Below are 20,684 nucleotides of genomic sequence, written 5' to 3'. Positions count from 1 at the left end.
ACACACCACTGATAATGAGCAACATATAAACTGGCTTGATTTTAGCATCTGAGTATTTTTGAGGTTGACCATTTATTTACCAATACCTTGTTCTATTGAATGTCAATTTCAGCTTATCAAATAAACTTAAGCTAAATATGCCATGATGAATTCGGAATCCGCTGTTATAAATTCCATTAAGAATCCGGGGATTCTGCAATCTGACCCAGAGCTATTGCCAATTCATGAAAAAAATGCAGAGCCATTACTTTCGATCAGCAAAAAAATGGCGATGATTGGAGACAAAACCAAGTTATCCATTGCAATTAGGGGTTTATTTATACATACAACGCAAATAAAAAAATACTACGTAAGTATATTTGACCAGGAAAGGACCTCCTTAAATACTTATCTTTTCGACTTTGGAATTGGTTTCACCAATCTTCCTCAACTTGAAACGCTTTTATCGGTAAAATCGTTAAAAGACGGCATTATTGATCGCATAATGCGGTCTCCCGGCCCACTTGAATTTGACACAGATAGATTGGTCAGATCCGGGCAGGCCCCATCGTATGTGCAATTGTGGAAGCAGACAGGATTAAAAAAAGTCATTGCCTCAAACTTAATCTGTGGAGGCGAAACAATGGGCATTATATGGATAGAGCCGCACTTGATGAGCATTAATTTAGCGGAGGCTTTTTGCATGCCTATTGCAGCTACTATCGCAACTATACTAGCCAAACAAAAAATACAAACCCAAATTCAGGAAATTAATAACTTAAAACAAAAGCTGGAAAATGAAAATTTGCATCCACCTACGCAGATGCAAAGTATGACTAATTATGGGGAAATAGTGGGTTCCTCCGAATCCATGAAAGCAGTATATCGCCTGGTTTCAAAAGTGGCAAAAACACAGAGCACTGTGATTATCATGGGCGAAACCGGCACAGGAAAAGAGCTAATTGCAAGGGCCGTGCATAAGGCTTCTATCAGAAAAGAAAAGACCATGATTAAAATCAATTGTGCCGCGCTGCCCCCAAATCTGATAGAAAGCGAGTTATTTGGGCACGAGCGCGGAAGCTTTACCGGAGCAACCGAACGCAGGATAGGTAAATTTGAACTCGCCAATAAAAGCACACTCTTTTTGGATGAAGTTGGCGAATTGCCGCTTGAATTGCAGGCAAAACTTTTACGGGCTTTGCAGGAAAAGGAAATTGAAAGGGTTGGTGGGCAAGCTGTCATTAAAATCGATGTAAGGATAATAGCAGCCACCAACCGCGATTTGATGCTCGAAGTGCAAAAGGGAAATTTCAGAAGCGATCTTTACTTCCGGCTTAATATTTTCCCGATAATTATGCCTCCATTGCGGACAAGAAAAGAAGACATAGCCGACCTTGCAAAGTATTTTTTGCATAAATATGCCCCCCGAAACTTAAAAAAACTGCCTGCATTTTCGAGTAAGGTTTTAAAACAATTAACAGCCTACAGTTGGCCCGGAAACGTTAGGGAATTGGAGCACCTGATTGAAAGGTCGATTGTGTTAACCCCTGGTGCTGTTATTAATCAAATTAATTTACCTGATATATCTGAAGATGGCACAGCCCGCGGCAACGTGGGGAGCCATATAAAAACTATTGACGAAGTTGAGCGGGAGCATATTATTGCGGTTTTAAAATATTGCAACGGCAAGGTGGCAGGAATAGGCGGAGCTGCAGAAGTTTTAAAAATACCCTCGACAACGCTCAATTCTAAAATAAGAAGATTGAACATAAAAAAAGAGCACCGATTGAAGTGATAAACACCAGATGACAAATTTCTTTAAAGCTCGATTTATCGTTTTCTTTCTTTCAATATGTCCTTTAGGAGCTGTTGCCCAACCACGAACAGACCGATCTCCGAAAGACTTATTTGCTCTTATAAGTAATACCAACCCAGATACCAATCGGGTTAAATTGTTTATTGAATTAGGATTTCATTACCTGGTAAAGCCAGGGACTTATAAAACTAATATGGATAGCGCGTTTACACAGTTTAATAAGGCTATGAAACTAAGTGAGTTACTACATTCAGAGAAATGGAATAATGAAAGCCTCAGGGTACGCGGGCAGGCTTACCTCAAACAACGCGATTTGGTACGTGGTCGGGCAGATTTCATGATGGTGATCAATAGGGAAATACAGGCCGGCAGGCTAAAGGATGAGGCGCGCACGTGGATGCGGTTAGGGCTGGCTTTGCAAAGCAATGACACCGCCAGTTATAAGGTGAGACTAGAGGCCCTGCAAACAGCATACACCCGGTTAAAAAAACTAAACGATATTTTTAACCAACTGGAAACATTAAGAGCTATTGCCGATGCAGACCTTAACCTACGCAGACTTAGCCTCGCAGAAACTGAATATCTGCAAATTGTATCCCAGTCAAAGAGCTTACACTACAAGCATCTTTTTTATATATACAGCTCGCTGGGAGATTTAAATAAGCTACGCGGAGATTTAAGAACGGTTTTATACTACAGGATAGAGGCCGTTAAAACCTTAGAAGATCCTACAGATATTTACCGGCAAAAACTGGCATACTACAAACTTGGGCAAATTTATTTTGAACTCAATCAATTTGATAAGAGCCTTGCTTTTTACCAAAAAGCGCTCGCCTACAAAAAAAGCGCGGTAAATGTTGATTATCGCTTATACATGGCCTATACACGCACACTAATTGCTTTAAACAGAAGCGGCGAAGCATTAGAGTTTTTGAAATTAAAAGCCAAAAGCTTATCCCCTACTTTACTGCCAGAAAATCGAATGATAATCAAGTCCTTAGCTTTGTGTTATACCGCGCTGGGGCAGTTTAACCAGGCCGAAAAATGTCACCTCCAAACACTCAGCATCGATGATCAGATCTTTAAGGCAGAAATGTATCTTGATGTGCAGAACTACGTGGCCGACTACAACGACATCTGCGATTTTTTAATAAAATTCAAGCAATACAAAAAAGCAGAAGCTTTCATGGGCAAATTCTTTCGATTAAACCAAAGTATGGTAAACCCTATTGCCCTCAGTCATGCCTACCTTGTAAAATTTAAAATTGATTCAGCCTCGGGCAACTACTTCTCTGCCATCAATAACCTCGAACGGCATAATCTATTGAACGATTCACTTTTCAACGATACCAAAAGCAACCAGATCTCTGAATTGCAAATAAGATATGAAACTGCTCAAAAAGAAAAATCGATAATGACCTTGCAAAGCCAGGGCCAAAAACAACACGTTGCTTTGCAAAAATTAAATCTTGAGAGAAACCTGGTACTGTGCAGCGTTTTGGTATTGCTGGTTATTACCGGCTTGGTGTACAACGGCTTTCGCCGCAACAAAAAAAACAGTCTTAAGCTTCAACGTCAGCAAACTGAGATAAACCTGCAAAACATTTCATTGCATGAGCTTAACAATAAACAACAGTTACTGCTTAATGAAAAGGAATGGCTTATTCGTGAAATACACCATCGTGTAAAAAACAACCTGCAAACCACCATGAGTTTGCTCAACATGCAAACAGCCTATCTTTCAAATATTGATGCCATAGATGCTATAAACAGTAGTCAACGCCGGATGCACGCTATGGCACTTGTTCATCAGGAGTTATATCACTCTGCAAACCTGGCATCCATTAATATGAAGGTGTATATCCGGGAGCTTGTAAATTACCTGGGAGAAAGCTTCGAACGATCTGGTGAAATTAAATTCGATTTACTTACAGAGGCTATTCAACTTGATCTTGCAATGGCAATACCTATTGGGCTAATCATCAATGAAGCAGTTACAAATTGCATTATGTATGCTTTCCCTGATAGTAAAAGTGGTACAATTACTATAAAATTCACAATTGGTGTTAATGATGACTTCATTTTATCCGTGTCAGATAACGGCATCGGTTTACCAAAATCTATAAACCATGAAACAACGCGATCTTTAGGTTTAAACCTGATTAAAGGATTGACAGACCAAATACAGGGCAGTTTAGAAATTCAAGGTTTGCATGGGATGCAGATAACGATAACGTTCAAAAATATCAAATAAAAGAAACAGCCCTTTGGATAAAATTGCTGAAATTTAATTTATATTATATGGAAGGTAAAATACTTATTGTTGAAGACGAATTTATCATAGCCAGCGATCTGCGAATGATCCTGGAGCGGGCCGGATATGAAATAGCCGGCATTGCCTCTTCGGTGTCTAAGGCGCTGGAGATCATCAGTCTCAAAAAACCGGCCTGGGTATTTTTAGATATTTATTTAATTGGTAAATTAACCGGCATAGATCTGGCCAACCAGCTTGTTGAAATGCGGATTCCCTTCATTTACGTTTCGGCAAACTCCAATCAAAGTGTTCTGGAACTGGCAAAGGCCACCAAGCCATACGGTTTCCTGGTGAAACCGTTTCGTGAAAAAGATGTGTTGGTTACGCTTGATGTTGCAAAATACCGGCATGAGCATGACCTGGAAGCAAAACTTTTTCGTGAAACAATGCTGCAAGACGATGTAATGCGTGTACTTGCAGGTGTAGGTAGCAAAAATGAAAAATTGTTAAAAATCATTTCATCATTGCAACAATACATTCCTTTTGATTTCTTTTTGATATGCTGGAAAGGTGAGGAAGAACAGGTAGTTGACGGTTTAGGATTTTATAAGAAAAACGAACAGGATTTTGAACTTATAGACAAAAACGAATTTGTTGAACAGAGCGGAAAATCAACTGAAGAAAGTAACTCCTGGAACAAATATGTAACGCCGGACTCTAAAAGCGTTTTACTAAAATCACATGATTTTAGTAAAATGTGCAGAACATATAAAATGGATAAGCAAATTGCTTTAGCTTTTAATCTGCAATCCATATTGGCTAAGTCGATACCCATTAGCGATTCCAAAATATTAACTTTTTCGTTTTATGGCAGGGCTACAGATGCGTTTACCCTGGATCAGAGCGCTTTATTAAACAGGCTAAATCTATTGCTGATCAAAATTTGTGATTGTATCCCTAACCTTGCCGATTTTATCGAACTAAAATCAATCGCAAAAGTTACTACTACCGGGGATCTTAAAAGCATAGAAAAAAGCTTGACCAAATTAGGGACTGATGAAACACTTGGCCTTATAGGCAATAGCCCTAATTTTAAAGCGATAAAGGACAAGCTAAGCACAGTAGCCTCTTTTGATATATCGGTACTTTTACTTGGTGAAAGCGGCACCGGAAAAGAAAAGATAGCCCGCGCAATTCATAAGCTATCCCCAAGGGCAAACAAGCCTATGATAAAAGTTAACTGCGCGGCCATACCGGCTACTTTAATTGAATCTGAATTATTCGGGCATGAAAAAGGGGCATTTACCGGTGCTGTTGATTTGAGGATAGGTAAGTTTGAGCAAGCCATAGGCGGAACTATTTTTTTAGATGAAATAGGCGAATTACCGCTTGATATGCAAGTGAAATTACTATGTGTACTGCAGGAGCGCGAAATTGTGAGGCTAGGCAGTAATAAGGTGATCAAAACTGATGTAAGGGTCATTGCTGCCACGAATTTAAATTTAGAGAAAGCTATTGCCGAAGGCAAATTCAGGCTTGATTTATACTATCGCCTTAACGGCTTCCCCATATGGCTTCCCCCGCTGCGGGAACGAAAAGAAGATATACCGCAATTGGTTGCCTATTTTTTATTGTATCTATCAGACAAAATGGGTAAAAAACTTCAAAAAGTATCAACCCAGGCTATGGACGATCTGATTGGCTACCCGTGGCCAGGTAACATTCGTGAATTAGAAAACCTGATAGAAAGGAGCATCGTACTCAATGAAGGAGATACCATTAAGTATATTGATCTGCCCATTATTTCAACTACCGGAACGTCGCCGGTGCAGGTAAATAGCTCCGTTAAAACGATAAAAGAAATGGAAAGAGACTATATCATGGAGGTCCTTAAAAAATGTAATGGCAAAGTATCTGGCCCGGGTGGTGCAGCCGAATTATTAGACATTCCTCCTAATACGCTGGTTGCTAAGATCAAGAAATTAGGGATCGTCAAAAACTATTTGTAACATGTATTAAACATGGGTAGTCACCTTGCGATATTATTTTTGTACACTGTTTTTATTCCATGGGGTTTTCATTTTCGTTGCCTAATTATCAGCAATTAAAATACGCTGTTAAAAACAGCAAAAGATATAACACGGCCTAAACACCACCGATAATGAGCCGGTATTAGGTCATCAGCACAGGCGCTATAGAAAATGAGTTGATAATCCGTAAGTTATATAAAAAAGGAGCTTGATGTATCGAAAATAACCATATCACTAGCAATGATCAGGCCCACGCAAATATTCCGGTCTTCTGAAATACTTACACGAACTTTACATTTAGGGACAATATGTTAGCTAAGCGTGATCTCGCCCATATCAATAGCTACCAATAAAGGATCGCTAATCACTTGATGACCATCTCCTTCGTAGGCATAGATCCGCCTGGTTGTGGGTATGATAACGCCATTTACATCACGGTAATTGGTGGCGTAATTTGCCCCGGTAGCGCCCCCAAGAATATCAACTGTATAATCGTGCCGGCGAATGAGACCATCAGGGCCAAAGTACGATACCTGTTCGCGCGTATGGCTGGCTATATTATCAGGGAATATTATTTTTAGCCTGCGCCAGGTTTCGCCATTTTCCTGCCAGGGGGCAATCTCTTCGGTGATAAAGCCGGGATACGTGTAAAGGAATGGAGTGGTGAGATAGGTCCAAAGCGCTTCACCGCTAAAATAGACTACATGTACATCTTCCCAGGGCGTATGCAGGGAATGTCCGTCAAACGTGAGTTCTGGATTTTCCCATTTTTCAACATCGATGCCCCCATTTTTGGCCACCGAAATAAGTTCTGGCTGAAAGGTGGACGTTTTATCCTGGCCTGAAAACACCATAACCACTTTTTCATGCTGAGTTTGGGCATCAATAATCACATCTTTCAAAACATCGGGGCGACTTTTAACATACCAGATGCCGCCAGTTATGGAAGCCTGAACCTTTATTGATTTTAGTTGATTCCAACGCGCAAGGCCGCCATGGGCTTTAACCGCCAGGTTGAGTAGTTCATTCATCTTATTTGAATTATATTATATTAGTCGTTTAAGGCGCGCTTCCAAAGCAACCTGAATTGAATTTTTTGTGGCCCTACCGGGCCGTTTGAACTAAGCTGAAGATGTTCTCCGTCCAGTTTAATTAGCCTAACCTGCTGCCCTCCTATCCATTCGGGGTATAAGCTTATTTCAATATGATGGGTCATTATCCGATTCTCTTCATCAATATGATATCGACCTGAATAAGCCAGGTAACCCAGGTCTTTGTATTTTAACTGCTTATCCTTATAAATTAGTTCATCTACATTTTCTGAACGGTTTACATCCATAATATGGACAGATACATAACCGCTGGGCAAATAATAAATTGAACCTTTTGCGTCATCGCCTAATGGATATATGATTTCTCCCGCCTGGCTTTCCTGTTCGAAAGAAACCAGGGTCCAGGCACCAATAACCAGATTTTTTAGGGCACTCATATCAAATCGGGGGCCAGCGGAAAATCAATCTCAAACTCGCCCAGGGCCGCATGCATATAGTTAGTTACCCCTCTTAAGTTGATGAGCAAAATGGTATCGATAACTGCTCCTTTTAAGTAACCTGCGTCTATAAGATTATCCACCAATTCGCCATCAATATGACCACGTTTTTCGACGATGTTTTTGGTGAATTTTACCAGCGCATCCAGTTTGGGGTTAAATAACGCGCTCCCTTTCCTGATCTCGGCAAGTTGATCGGACCCTAACCCTAATTTTTGGAGGTAGTTGTAGTGAAAAGCGGTGCAATATCTGCATGCATTAACTCCGCTAACAACAATGTTAATCACTTCCTGCTCTTTGGTGGTTAAGGAGCTTTTACCAAACTCGGCCTTAACATAACGGCTTAATGCAAATTCTGAATTTGCGATAACGCCATACATGTTGGGTACAAAACCAAGTTGCTTAGTTGCCGAATTATAAACAGCTTGATCGGCCACTGATACCTCTTCTCTTTTTTTGATCTCAAATGTAGTTTTCATTTATTAATATGCTTTTGTTATGGAACGCTATAGTTTAAATTGTATACCAGCTGAGATTGGGCCATACTAAAGTTTAGTCACGTCTCATCTGCATATAACAACTATTGCTTTGCCACTTTTATGCCATCATACAAAAAACTACATATCAAACAGTTACATAAATATTGTAAAATTTTAATTATCTTATATCGTAATTCTACGCGGGATTTCACGAACGATACAGGGGTGCTTTGAACACACCGGAAACCGGGGAGGAGAGGAAAGGTTAGTTAACTAACCAATAGAATTCGTGAAAATTTAACGCTGACAGTTGTTCCCGGCAAACTTTGTAAATCAAAATCCCCATGAACCTGATCGGCTAAGCCTCTCATTAGTTTTATACCCAGCGAGGTGTGCTCATTAAATTCATCTAAAGGGAATCCGATTCCATTATCCTGGATAACTAATGAAATCATTTGATCGAATTTTTCGATCAAAATTATCTTAAGTAAGCCCTTGCTATTACCTGGAAAAGCGTATTTAAAAGAGTTCGTTACGGCCTCGTTTATAATCAATCCCAGCGGAAGCGCCTGTGCTACGTCAAGATCTATCGGATCTATTGAAACATCCATCCCAATATTTTCGCGACCTGTGAAACTTTCCTTCAGGTAAACAACCAATTCATTGATATAGATCTGCATATCAATAAGCGTCATACGCTCTGATTGGTAAAGCCGCTGATGAATTAACGACATCGAAAACATCCTGCGCTGGCTATCTTTAATGGCGCTTAACGCTTCGTTATTATTGATATGCGCCGATTGCATGTTAAGCAAACTGATACTGGTTTGCAGGTTGTTTTTTACCCTGTGATGAATTTCGCGCAACAGCCATTCTTTTTCGGTAAGCAAGCTATTTTGTTTATTGTTCAGCTCTTGCAGGGCGTGGTTTTGGTCATCAATCTCATTTCGTTGTTGTTGCAGTAACAGGTTACTACGTTGCTTAAGTCTGTATCGGTTATAGAGTATCCCTAACAATAGTAATACCATAAACAAGCCACCAATTACCAGGTTTCTGACCAATACGGTTTGCTTTACCAGTCCTTTTTGAAGCACAAGCTCCCTGTCTTTTTGCTCGGTTTCTGATTTATAGATCAGCTCATCTACCTTTTTGGTTTGTTCAATGTTGTAAACAGAATCTTTTAGCCGGCCATATTTTTTTAAGTGACCTATTGCAGTTTCAAAATTCCTCGAAGCAGAATCTGTTTGATATAATGATAGCTCATAATTGGCCAGTGAAATCGGCGATAAACGCTCTTTGGGCAACGGGATAGTCTTTTTTAAATAAAGAGATGCATTCTTAAAATCACCCTCAGCTATAAATAAATCTACCAGGTTCATGATATTTGAAAAATGTAAACCACCGTTTATAGACTTTAGTAGATATGCGGAATCTGAGAGCGTAACCGAATGCCGATAATAATTTTCGGCCAGTTTTGTTTGCCCAAGTTTTTGATAACAATGTCCAAAAGCTTCATCAATAAATATTTTGTCCTGAAGGTTAAGCGGTGGCTGCTTTTTAATTGCTTTTTGTAAAACATCCAATGCATCTCCAACCCTGTTTTGGGCAATCAAATTATCGGTAAGAGCCGTTGTAAACCTGAAATAATAAAAATAATAAAATTGCGAGCCATTTGATTGCAGAGCCTTTCGATAATAAAACTCCGCCTTTTTTAGCAGCCCCAAACTGGCATAGGTGCCGGCAAGCGAGCCATAAAAATCCATCGCATGTACAGAATCCTTTGCAGCTTCCATACTTTTAATCACCAACAAGCGGTAATAAAGCTGATCCCGAAGATTTGCCTTTAAGCGGGCAACCCCGGCAAGTAAATCGTAAGTGTAATGCAGGTTCTTAAAGTTGGCGGCTTTGTATTCGGATACAACTTGCAACAATAACTTTTCTGCTTCGGGCAAATTCCTTTGGTTTAAATAAACATCGGCTATTTTTTTCAATACCTCAATGGCTTCCAACTGCTTGCCGGCTTTCTTGTACAAACTTTGCGCTTGCCGGTAGTAGCCAATCTTCAAATCATCATTTGTTTTACTATCAGGCGTTATCAAATCGCCTAATGATGCCCGGGTTTCAGCTTCTTTGGCTGTAGCCCCCGTTTGATGATAATGGTTAATGGCTTTCATAAAATACGCCTGCCCGTTTACAAAATCATTCATCCTGATGTAGGTGTAACCCTTCAGTATATATGCTTCATAAACAGATTCGGTTTGATGCAACAAGGTACTCAGGGCGATAGCCCTATCGGCAAACTTCATGGCGCTATCAAGATGAGGTTTGGGCACCTGGCTAAACTGAAGGTGATCGTCGCCAATCTCTATAAGTATCCGGATACGACTGGTATCCGGCTTGCTTTTCTTTAATTGATCCAACAAGCTTTGCGGAACGGGCGATACTTCCGCCTGCGCGAAGGCCTGTTGCCCTAACAAAGAGGATAAAATACAGAGGAATAAAAAACGGCTCCATTTTTTTAAACATTGTAAATTATTTTTTAGGGGGAATTCACAATGGTTTACCATTTGTTGCCGGGGATAATGTGATGTACAATTGATGAAATTATGGATAAATATCAGTTTATGCGCCAACGGCGGCCGTTTTTGATGAAAAAACGAAATAAAGTTTAAAAGGAACTGTAAATTCCAAACAAATAGCTCATTATCATATACTTAAATATTGGTACATTTTTGGGAGCTATGATTTTACTAACGTTAAATCATCGCGTAAAACACTTAAAATCAAAATGAGCAACCCAATCAACGTAACTTACCTTGGCGGACCGACTGTTATTTTAGAAATAGGCGGCTTAAGGATCATGACTGACCCTACTCTTGATCCCTCGGGAACGTTATTCCCCATCAGCCCGGTGGTATCTATAGAAAAACTTTCTGATCCGGCGTTAACCGATTTTGGCAAGATCGACCTTGTACTTTTAACGCATGACCAGCATGGTGATAACCTTGATCATGCCGGCAGGGAACTATTAAAAATTGTTCCTCAAACCCTTACAACCAAAATAGCCGCCGAACGATTACAAGGCGCGTCCCTTGGCATGGCCCCCTGGGAAAGCGTGGTTATCAATACCCCCAACGGCGATGAGCTAACTATCACCGCAACCCCTGCCAGGCATGGGCCAACCGGGGTAGAAAAATTAGCCGGTGATGTAATTGGCTTTGTGCTTATTGTAGCCGGTAACAAACTGCCCCAGATCTACCTTACCGGCGATACCGTGTTTTACGATGGAGTAAAAGAAGTTGCAGCGCGGTTTAACCCCAAATACGTATTCATTTTTGCCGGCGCGGCAAAACTTATGACACCGTTTAGCCTCACGATGAACTCAAATGACGCTATTGATACCGCTTTTACATTCCCGGATTCAGCCATTATTCCATTGCATTTTGAAGGATGGTCGCATTATTCTGAAACTGGAGAAATGCTGGCCCAATCCTTTGGCGCATTTGGGCTGATAGATAGGTTAAGAATGTTACCGGCCGGCGAAAAAGCCGAGCTACTTTAAGTTTGTATATTCAATATCATCAGGAAACAGCATTGCTTAAAACCATTGCTGTTTCTTGTTTTTGATGATAACCATTCCTGGCTTTGGTAAATAAAGCAAACGTAATACAAGCCAGCACCGCAAAAGTGAGGTAAGCTATACCCAAAAACTCCTGGTTTTTTATGGCGATAACATTTACAATGCCATAGCTAAAAACAGAAGTAATGATGTACAATGAACCTCCGGTAACGCCACTTGCTATACCCGCGTTTTTTGAAAACCGGCCTAAACAATAGGCAAATATATTGTTGAAGATAAAGCCTGATAAAAGATGTACCGCGGCTGTAAACATCATTAATGTAACCAGGTTGGTTTTAAATGCCGATGCAACAACCATCAGCGCCGCAAAGGTTGTTTGTAAAGTAACGGCTACCCAAACTTTTTTCACCAACGGCTTTTTAATGAGCGTTTTTGAAATGATGCCGCCCGTCATTAATGATACACCCGATAGCAGCGAACAGTACCCCGTGACCACAGGTGATAAATGAAACACATGTTCGATAATAAAAGGGCTGCTCATACCATACACTATAAGCATGGCGTAGCTTAAAGCGATCATGACTAACCCCAAAGAAAAATCCAGTGTGCTCAATGTAGACCAGTAAACCTGCAGGATGCTTTTTGCTTTAAATGGCTGATAATTTTTGAGTGATTCGCCGCTGTACACCAACTCCAGTACAAGTAAGGTAAAGGTGGCAACACCCAAAAAATAAAAATTAGCCTGCCAGCCAAAAGCAGTTTCCAGGTACCCGCCTATAAATGGTGCAACTATGGGTGCGGTAGCCCAAATGATAGAAAACAAGCTGGTATAGTGCTTCAGCTTTTCGCCGGTGTAAGTATCCATAAAGTATGCCCTTTTGCCTACCACAATCAAGGCTACGGTTATCCCCTGCAAAACCCGCATGGCGTAAATGAGCTGAATGCTATGACTAAGTGCTATGCTAATACTGGYCAGGGCAAATACAAATAGTGATATGGTGCCTAAGCGGTAACGACCAAAACTATCAAGCAAACTCCCTACAAACAATTGACTAATACCCGAGCTTACCATAAAAACAATTAAGGAAAGCTGCACTGCAGCGTTGGTAACGCCTAAATGAGTGGCCATTGACGGCAACGATGGAATATAAATATCGGTAGCAAAACCGGATAACGGAATAAGGGCAAAAGCCAATATCGTACTGATACCTCTATGATTCTCTTTAATAATTTTCATAACAAATAATTTAATGCAAAAGCCCAAAGCTTTTGCAGCTACCATACAGGTATCGCAAAAGCTTTGGGTTACTACTTATAGGCAATATTTACCAGGGCAGTTCTTCGCCCATGTGAATAAACCTTCCGTTAGGGCCATCCTCACTTAAAAGGGCCAGTTCAACGCTGGTTTTTGCACCATCGGTAATACTCATTGGGGCCTGTTCGTTGCCGCCAAGTTCGGTTTGTACCCAACCCGGGTGAGCGGCGTTCACTTTAATACCGGTACCTTCTAATTCGGCAGCCAGGTGAATAGTAAATACGTTAAGCGCCGCTTTGGCAGAATTGTATGACAATACACGGAAGCCCGCTATAGGGCTTTCTGGCTGTGCATGAATAGTTAATGAACCAAGAATACTTGAAAGGTTAACAATACGGCCGGCATCGCTTTTCTTTAATAAAGGCAACAGCTCGTTGGTTAAGTAAACCACGCTAAACAAGTTGGTGTTGTAAATGTATTGAAACTCTTCTTCGGTTGTTTCGGCTGTTTTACTTACAAATAAGGACTCTTTTGGCGCTACACCAGCATTGTTAATCAAGATATCCAGTTTGCCGAAATTTGACTCTATGTAAGCGGCGGCAGCTTTTCTGTCATCTGCATTAGTTACGTCTAATTTAATTCCGTAAGCGTCAATTCCTGATTTATTTAAGCTGGCGGCAGCATCCTGTGCAACGTTTAAATCACGTGCGGTTAAAATTACGGTGATACCTTTTTCACCAAGTTGTTTTGCGGTTTCAAAACCAATACCACGATTTGATCCTGTTACCAGGGCTACTTTTTGATTGTTCATTTTTGTTTTTTTATAAGGGCATCCGACAGACCAATTAGTCTAATTTTAACAAACAAGACTTACGCTTTCGCCTATCAGATGACGACACAAACATAGACCAATTAGTTTATTTTATAAAACTATTTAGTCTATTTTTATCTTAATTACAATTTGATGTCAATTCACTTTTTTTATAGATCAGGAAGAGCCACTCTAAATACAACAAGGTTTTTTGCTTGATTTAATGCCTAAAACAAGCAAATTCAATCTTTATTCATTGGCATATAAGTTCAAACCGAGGTCGATAGCGTTTTTAACATTAATGTAAAATAATTTCAAAACGCGTTATCAAATCACCTAATTTAAACCGTTTAGTCTATATTTACATTATAAATAGATAGAAATGAGTAAAGCAGAAGAAAAGAAACAGCACATTATAGAGCGGGCTGCCATTTTATTTAACGAAAAAGGGATTGCCGGTACTTCTGTTGACGAGATCATAGCAGCCTCTAACACCAGCAAGGGCTGTTTTTACGGTCATTTTGAAAGCAAGGAAGAGATAGCTCAGGATGCAGTTGATCTTTTATTTAAAAAATTAACCGACCGAAGAACCATCACCCTTAACAAGCATAGCACCGCTATTGCTAAACTTGGCGCGTTTATGGACAATAACAAGAACCCGCTGGCCAGTTATATTGATGGGGGCTGCCCTATTGTAAATTTTTCTACCGAGGCTGATGATACCAACCCCGTGATTAAAAAAAAGGTAAAAACAATGGTTGATACTACTATTAGCCTGTTTACAAACATTATACAGGATGGAATTGATAGCGGCGAACTATCTGCTACTATCATCCCCAATGAATTTGCAACCCGTATGTTGGTGTCTATTGAAGGGGCAAATGCTATTTGCCGGGTGTTAAACAGCACTAAACCGATGCTGATGACCATCAACAGCTTAAAAACTGAACTGGCATCTTATGCCTCAGTAAAACAAAATCCTTAATAAATAATTCCTTGCGGATAATCTCCAGGTTACACCAAATATTGACAGCGGCTTGATGAAAATACGATATAACGCCAGTTTACGATTAGGATAAAACCACAAGCCACTCCATATCAGTAAATTAACTACTGGTATACATCTTGCCTCCTGATTGAATATTAAATCATCAAAATTTAAACATTCAATCATGAAAAGTAAAACCCAAACTAAACATTACGGTACAACACAAGGGAAAGGGGCATTTTTAGGTATGCTCGCCATTTTCCTTACTTCTTTTTTTATTACCAACCCTGCAATTGCCCAGGTTAAAAACATTGTATTGGTGCATGGTGCCTGGGGCGATGTATCTGGCTGGGAAGGCGTTTACAAAATATTAAATGCCAAAGGTTACCATGTAGATGTGGTAAGCAACTCAGACCTGAGCCTGGCCGACGACGTAGCCTCGGTTAAGGCTGTATTGGCACGCCAAAAAGGCCCGGTGATCCTTGTGGGTCACTCCTATGGGGGCGCTGTGATCACCGAAGCCGGCGATACCTCAAGTGTGGCCGCATTGGTTTATGTATCGGCCTTTGCGCCAGATGCAGGCGAATCGTTATTGAGCCTGCAGAAAGCCGGTCCGCCAAACCCGGAATCGGGCATTATGCCGCCGGTGAGAGGATTGCTGTGGTATGATATGGCCAAGTATTACAAGGATTTTTGCCCCGATCTATCGCCAGCCCAGGCCGACTTTATGGCACATTCTCAAACCCCGCTTGGAATTGCCGCCGCTGTTACACCTATCAGCGTTCCCGCCTGGAAAACAAAACCAAGCTGGTTCATTGTATCAACCGAAGACAGGATGATCCCACCGGATGCAGAACGTTTTATGGCCAAAAGAGCAGGATCGAAAGTAACCGAAATTAAAGCCAGCCACGTAGCCTTTATATCACACCCTAAAGAAGTAGCTGCAGTAATTGAAGCTGCTGCCAATAGTGTTGCAAAATAATTCAATCCAAACAATCCCGGCTTTTCCAGCCGGGATTGTTTATCCCTTTATCTCCTTTAAAATAATATCATGATCAAATTATGTATCCTCGTTCCTAAACGGGCCGACCTTACTCTGGACGAATTTAAAGCCCATTGGAAAGACATTCACGGTCCATTATTTTCCAGCCAGGCCGAAGTAAAACAATATGTTAAAAAATACACCCAAGTGCATAGCACCGGCGAAAGCCTTGATCAGTTTCCGGTAGCGCCTTTTGATGGCATAGCCGAAATTTGGTTTGAGCAGATGGAAGATATCAACAAGGTGTTTGCATCCGACAATTATTTTAAAACCATAGCGCCAGATGAGGCGCTGTTTATTGATCGCGAAAAGATCCTTTGGATTTACGCTACTGAAAACGTGGTCATTAGTTAAACACTTCTTTTAATTTAAGATACCATGATTGACCAACATTTAACAGACCGTAATAAAGCTTTGGTACGAAGCTTTTACGAAGGCGGTACCGATAGTGAAGCAAAGGCATATGGCGAGATATTTTTGCCGGAATTCGAAGTTACAGCACCCAATTATTTACCATGGGGCGGCACCAGCAACCTGCAAGCTTACCTTGATGATGTATTGCACCAGGTTACCGCCGTGCTTGATTTTAAACGATGCGAGATCATTTCCCTTGTAGGCGAAAATGAGCACATAATCATACTTATTAATATTGCGCTGGTGGGTACGGCCGACAGGATCAAGATATCTGAACATTGGACCATCAAAGATAACAAGGCCCTTTCTTTATGGGTGGCTTATTTTGAACCGGAAGCGTTAATGCAATTAATCGCAAAAAACGCGGCCGCGGCAGTGTAAGCAACCTAATTGGATGCTATGAAAACCGTTTTGAAACCAGGGGAAGGGATAATTAATATCTCAACTCCTGGTTTTATCAGTTCAAAACGGTATCAAAACAAATCAACAATTATTATTACCGTTATCAAACGGTTACCACTATTTTACCTATTTGCTGGTTAGATTCCAGGAACCGGTGAGCATCAACAATTTGCTCAAAAGCAAACTTTTTGGCTATCATGGGCTTTAACGCGCCGGATGCGATCCCGCTAAAAACAAATTTCCTTGCTTTTTCTACCCGTTCAGGGTCTTTGGTAATATCCCATACAGTATAACCCTTTATAACAGGCACCTGGTTTAAAACATCGATCAGTTGCAGCGGGGTTACTTCATCGCTAAGTGCGCCATATAAAAACATTTGCCCGCCGCGGGTTAACGCCAACAACAATTGGGCAAATAACGGACCACCAACCGGGTCAAAAACAACATCGGCACCGCGGCCCTTCGTGATTTCTTTTACCACGGCAACAACATCCTCTTCTTCAGTAGCTATCACATAAGCTGCACCTGCATCTAAAAGCTGTTCTTTTTTGTCGCTTTTACGTGTCAACGCTATGGGAACAGCACCCACCATATTGGCAACCTGGATAGCGGCAAGACCTACACTGCTTGAAGCAGCCGTAATTAAAACCGATTGGCCTGCATATAAATGAGCGCCATCAATTAATGCACCATAAGACGTAATAAATGGGTTCCATATAGCTGCTACCTGCTCAAAGCTTAGCGATGGGGGACTTTTGATAACCGCGTGTGCAGGCATCAATATCAATTCGCCATATACCCCGTATTCGTTTTGAGAAAAAGCGGGAATGGTACCCACTTGATCGCCTACCGCAAAATTCTTTACATTGCTTCCTACTGATTCAATGATCCCGGAGGCATCGTACCCAAGTTTAGCCGGTAAAATAGGTTCTTCTATATAGGCGCCAGATCTCCACATGGCTTCAGCACGGTTAAGGCCTATCGCTTTAACCAGGATGCGTACTTCGTTGGCGGCAGGTGCCGGTATATTGATGTGATTTATGGCAAGTACTTCGGGACCGCCGGTTTCTGAAAATGTAACGGTGCGGGCTATTTGTGATTGATTGGCCATAAGCCCATCAATGGATTGAAGATAGTTTAACATCTCTCTTTTATTAGCTTTCATTATTAAATAAGACCATTAACAACGAAGGCCGCTATAACGTAGCGGCCTTCGACGTATTTATTATACAGTTACCTGTTCCTCGTAAACAGGGTAGTCGTTATAACCACGGGCATCGCCGGCATAAAAAGTATCGCGGTCATATGCGTTTAACTCAAAACCGTTTGCAAAACGGTAAACAAGGTCGGGATTGGCTATAAAGTGACGGCCATAGGCAACCAGGTCGGCATTACCGTTTTCAATAATGGCATTGCCTTTTTCAAAATCAAAGCCACCGGCGGCTATGATAGTTCCTTTAAAAATCTTCCTCAGGTGCATGGCGGCCACCGGCTCCAAACCTTCAACTTCTTCAACAGCGCCTTTAATGCGCGGCTCAATAATGTGCAAATAAGCCAGGTTGAATTTATTCAGTTGTTCGGCCGCATAGCTGAACAAGGCGATGGGGTCACTATCAAACATTGATGCAAAAGTACCGCTTGGGCCTACCCTTACGCCCACTTTATCTGCACCCCATACGGATACCAATGCCTCTACAATCTCCAGCATAAAACGCACCCTGTTTGCTATCGAACCACCATAAATATCAGTTCTTTGGTTTGATCCATCCTGTAAAAACTGATCTACCAGGTAGCCGTTTGCACCATGTAATTCAACGCCGTCAAAACCGGCTGCTTTAGCGCGGATGGCTGCCTGGCGGTAATCTTCTACCAGTTGTTTAACCTCTTCGGTGGTTGTAGCACGGTTAATATCGGCAGGTAACCAGCCTGTTGGAGTATATACAAAATCTTCAAATGGAACTACCGAAGCGCCAATTGGTGAAGCATTGTTAGGCTGAAGACTGTTATGTGACTGGCGACCGACGTGAAACAGCTGATCAAATATGATCCCGCCTTTGGCATGTACAGCTGCAGTAACCCTTTTCCAACCCTCTACATGTTCATCAGTATAAATTCCGGGCGCGCCATAATAGCCATGGCCTGTTGCTGAAATTACGGTACCTTCTGCCACCATGTAGCCACCTTTGGTTGCGCGTTGTGAATAATGGTCAACCATCAGATCATTAGGGATAAAATCAACCTCGGTACGCATACGGGTTAATGGAGCCATCACTATACGGTGATCTAATTGATAGGGGCCTAATTGAACAGGGGTAAATAGTTTTGAGTTATCAGCAGTATTAACTGCATTAATTTCTGATTTCATTTTTTTATTATTTGACTTGTTAGCACCGGTGATCTTTAATAATTATCACCGATTTGATATGTCAAAGGTCCGCTTAAAGGGCATGCAGAAAAAGATACAGTAGGTGTCAAAAATCTAATACCAGTTGGTATATTTTATATAATTTCACTATGTTATAGCAGTGCAATATTAGTTGGTAAAACAGGTTTAACAGCATATTAAGGCTTATATTTGTTATCCAGATACGATATAAATGCCACACAAAACCTTCCGGTACGAACAGGTCGTCAGCAAGATAGAAGAAACGATCAGCGGCCTTCAATTGCAGCCCGGCGATAAAGTACCTTCTGTACGTAAAGTAAGCGAAGAGCTTAAAGTGAGCCTTACAACCGTTAAACAAGCTTACGGAATATTGGAGGCCAAAGGAGCTATTGTATCCCGGCCCGGTTCGGGCTTTTATATCAATACCTTTATAAAAAGCATCATTAAAAGAACGGCAGTAGAAAGTTATGTTCCGCTGCCTGAGTTTATTGAAGTAAATACCATGGCCGCGGCTATGGTAAAAAATACGGCTAAGTATAGCGTGATCAATTTTTCATCACTTGCCCCTGCAAATGAATACCTGCCCATCAGCAGGATCAATAAAGTGATGCAGGCTTCTATAAAAGAAGAGCGTAACATTTTTCAATATTCTTTCTTAGAGGGGCATCCAAGGTTGATTAAACAAATAGCCCTGCACACGTTCGACTGGAAACACAGTATTAAGCAGGACGAAATCCTGATTACCAACGGCTGTATGGAAGCTATAAGTCTTTGCCTGGAGGCCATAACCAAACCAGGCGATATTGTGGCTATCGAAAGCCCGGCCTATGCCGGTGTTTTGCAATGCCTGGAAAGCAAAGGCTTAAAAGCATTAGGTATTAGTGTTGAACCGGTTACTGGTCTCAACCTCGACGAACTGGAAACCGCCCTGGCAGCCAATAAAGTTGCAGCCTGCTTATTTATGCCGGTGTGTCAAAACCCTTACGGCTGCGCTATGCCCGAGGAAAATAAGATAAGACTGGTAAAATTATTAGGCGAATTGAATATCCCGTTAATTGAAGATGATGCCCTAGGCGAGCTATCCTACGACAAAACAAGACCATTACCGGTCAAGGCTTACGATACTTATGACAATGTGTTATTTTGTTCATCATTTTCCAAATCATTGATGCCCGGGTTCAGGATAGGCTGGGTTACGGCCGGTAAGTACCAGGCACAAATTGAGCGGTTGAAATTCGCGGAGAATATATCAACTAACGGTCTGTTGCAGGATACCATTGGTCGCTTTTTAGAAACCGGCGAATACAATGCGCATATTAAAAAACTGAGGCAGTTTGCCCAGGCACAAACTACCAGGTACAGGAATGCCATCCTTGAATATTTTCCTGATGATGTAAATATCTCGGTGCCTGCCGGCGGTTACAGCCTTTGGGTAAAATTGCCAGAAAATGTCAACGCGCTGGAATTACAGCGGGAAGCGCTCAAATTCGGGATAGGCTTTTGCCCCGGCCAAATCTTTTCGGCAGCTAATCATTATCGAAATTTCATGCGCATTAATTGCTGTCCGTTATGGAGTACCAAAATAGAAGACTCGCTAAAAACTTTGGGGAAACTGGTCAAATCGATCCTGCAAAAAACAGCATCTGTTATCCCGGTGCATGGGCTTGAAGCATCAGCGACCCAAATCCTATTATAAAAA

At 41.3% G+C, this 20,684-nt stretch carries 17 protein-coding genes; 9 read left to right on the top strand and 8 right to left on the bottom strand.

Annotation, left to right across the window (positions count from 1 at the left end; translation table 11 throughout):
* The first annotated feature begins 142 nt into the window (after positions 1-142).
* The 3 genes from AC1DU2_RS28465 (at position 143) to AC1DU2_RS28455 (ending at position 6,058) form a co-directional block, all read left to right on the top strand.
* Positions 143-1,774, top strand: coding sequence for a sigma-54 interaction domain-containing protein (locus AC1DU2_RS28465; protein WP_477388756.1), 1,632 nt, complete (start codon positions 143-145; stop codon positions 1,772-1,774).
* A 214-nt stretch (positions 1,775-1,988) separates the two neighbouring features.
* Positions 1,989-4,049 carry a sensor histidine kinase gene (locus tag AC1DU2_RS28460; protein ID WP_477388755.1) on the top strand — a complete coding sequence of 687 codons (2,061 nt, stop codon included), beginning with the start codon at positions 1,989-1,991 and terminating at the stop codon, positions 4,047-4,049.
* A 47-nt stretch (positions 4,050-4,096) separates the two neighbouring features.
* The gene (locus AC1DU2_RS28455; protein ID WP_477388753.1) at positions 4,097-6,058 is read left to right on the top strand and encodes a sigma 54-interacting transcriptional regulator; all 1,962 of its coding nucleotides are present in this window, start codon (positions 4,097-4,099) and stop codon (positions 6,056-6,058) included.
* A gap of 332 nt (positions 6,059-6,390) precedes the next feature.
* Here the strand turns inward: AC1DU2_RS28455 and AC1DU2_RS28450 are convergent, their stop codons facing one another.
* The 4 genes from AC1DU2_RS28450 to AC1DU2_RS28435 form a co-directional block, all read right to left on the bottom strand.
* Complete coding sequence (locus tag AC1DU2_RS28450; RefSeq protein ID WP_477388751.1) at positions 6,391-7,110, bottom strand: hypothetical protein; 720 nt, start codon at positions 7,108-7,110, stop codon at positions 6,391-6,393.
* A gap of 20 nt (positions 7,111-7,130) precedes the next feature.
* The gene (locus AC1DU2_RS28445) at positions 7,131-7,568 is read right to left on the bottom strand and encodes a lipocalin-like domain-containing protein (protein WP_477388749.1); all 438 of its coding nucleotides are present in this window, start codon (positions 7,566-7,568) and stop codon (positions 7,131-7,133) included.
* On the bottom strand, positions 7,565-8,107 hold the full coding sequence (locus tag AC1DU2_RS28440; protein WP_477388747.1) for a carboxymuconolactone decarboxylase family protein: 543 nt from the start codon (positions 8,105-8,107) through the stop codon (positions 7,565-7,567). The genes AC1DU2_RS28445 and AC1DU2_RS28440 overlap by 4 nt, the downstream gene beginning before the upstream one ends.
* 269 nt (positions 8,108-8,376) lie before the next feature.
* Positions 8,377-10,584: a tetratricopeptide repeat-containing sensor histidine kinase gene (locus AC1DU2_RS28435; RefSeq protein ID WP_477388745.1), complete on the bottom strand. Its 2,208-nt coding sequence runs from the start codon at positions 10,582-10,584 to the stop codon at positions 8,377-8,379.
* Between the two features lie 311 nt (positions 10,585-10,895).
* On the opposite strand from AC1DU2_RS28435, the gene AC1DU2_RS28430 reads away from it, so the two are divergent.
* Positions 10,896-11,669: an MBL fold metallo-hydrolase gene (locus AC1DU2_RS28430; RefSeq protein ID WP_477388743.1), complete on the top strand. Its 774-nt coding sequence runs from the start codon at positions 10,896-10,898 to the stop codon at positions 11,667-11,669.
* A 19-nt stretch (positions 11,670-11,688) separates the two neighbouring features.
* Here the strand turns inward: AC1DU2_RS28430 and AC1DU2_RS28425 are convergent, their stop codons facing one another.
* Both AC1DU2_RS28425 and AC1DU2_RS28420 read right to left on the bottom strand, forming a co-directional pair.
* Complete coding sequence (locus AC1DU2_RS28425; RefSeq protein ID WP_477388741.1) at positions 11,689-12,924, bottom strand: MFS transporter; 1,236 nt, start codon at positions 12,922-12,924, stop codon at positions 11,689-11,691.
* A gap of 88 nt (positions 12,925-13,012) precedes the next feature.
* A complete protein-coding gene (locus AC1DU2_RS28420; protein WP_477388739.1) occupies positions 13,013-13,753 on the bottom strand; it encodes an SDR family oxidoreductase in 741 nt (246 codons plus the stop codon).
* A gap of 382 nt (positions 13,754-14,135) precedes the next feature.
* Here AC1DU2_RS28420 and AC1DU2_RS28415 point away from each other — a divergent pair, with 382 nt between their 5' ends.
* From AC1DU2_RS28415 to AC1DU2_RS28400, 4 genes are all read left to right on the top strand, one after another.
* The gene (locus AC1DU2_RS28415; protein WP_477388736.1) at positions 14,136-14,738 is read left to right on the top strand and encodes a TetR/AcrR family transcriptional regulator; all 603 of its coding nucleotides are present in this window, start codon (positions 14,136-14,138) and stop codon (positions 14,736-14,738) included.
* A 187-nt stretch (positions 14,739-14,925) separates the two neighbouring features.
* Complete coding sequence (locus tag AC1DU2_RS28410; protein ID WP_477388734.1) at positions 14,926-15,723, top strand: alpha/beta hydrolase; 798 nt, start codon at positions 14,926-14,928, stop codon at positions 15,721-15,723.
* Positions 15,724-15,792: 69 nt separating this feature from the next.
* Positions 15,793-16,137 (top strand): EthD domain-containing protein, encoded by a 345-nt coding sequence (locus AC1DU2_RS28405; protein WP_147051932.1) that lies wholly within the window; start codon positions 15,793-15,795, stop codon positions 16,135-16,137.
* Positions 16,138-16,161: 24 nt separating this feature from the next.
* Positions 16,162-16,578: a nuclear transport factor 2-like protein gene (locus tag AC1DU2_RS28400; protein ID WP_477388732.1), complete on the top strand. Its 417-nt coding sequence runs from the start codon at positions 16,162-16,164 to the stop codon at positions 16,576-16,578.
* A 124-nt stretch (positions 16,579-16,702) separates the two neighbouring features.
* On the opposite strand, the gene AC1DU2_RS28395 is transcribed toward AC1DU2_RS28400, so the two are convergent.
* Together AC1DU2_RS28395 and AC1DU2_RS28390 are read right to left on the bottom strand one after the other, a co-directional pair.
* A complete protein-coding gene (locus AC1DU2_RS28395) occupies positions 16,703-17,764 on the bottom strand; it encodes a zinc-dependent alcohol dehydrogenase family protein (RefSeq protein ID WP_477388730.1) in 1,062 nt (353 codons plus the stop codon).
* 60 nt (positions 17,765-17,824) lie between these two features.
* The gene (locus AC1DU2_RS28390) at positions 17,825-18,964 is read right to left on the bottom strand and encodes an alkene reductase (RefSeq protein ID WP_477361854.1); all 1,140 of its coding nucleotides are present in this window, start codon (positions 18,962-18,964) and stop codon (positions 17,825-17,827) included.
* A gap of 232 nt (positions 18,965-19,196) precedes the next feature.
* Between AC1DU2_RS28390 and AC1DU2_RS28385 the strand changes: the two genes are divergently transcribed.
* Complete coding sequence (locus AC1DU2_RS28385; RefSeq protein WP_477388728.1) at positions 19,197-20,681, top strand: aminotransferase-like domain-containing protein; 1,485 nt, start codon at positions 19,197-19,199, stop codon at positions 20,679-20,681.
* Positions 20,682-20,684 lie beyond the last annotated feature (3 nt).

The sequence above is a fragment of the Mucilaginibacter sp. P4_C11 genome, assembly GCF_056402115.1.
The sequence above is the reverse complement of the archived record's forward strand: the minus strand, read 5'-3'. Positions and strand labels throughout refer to the sequence as shown.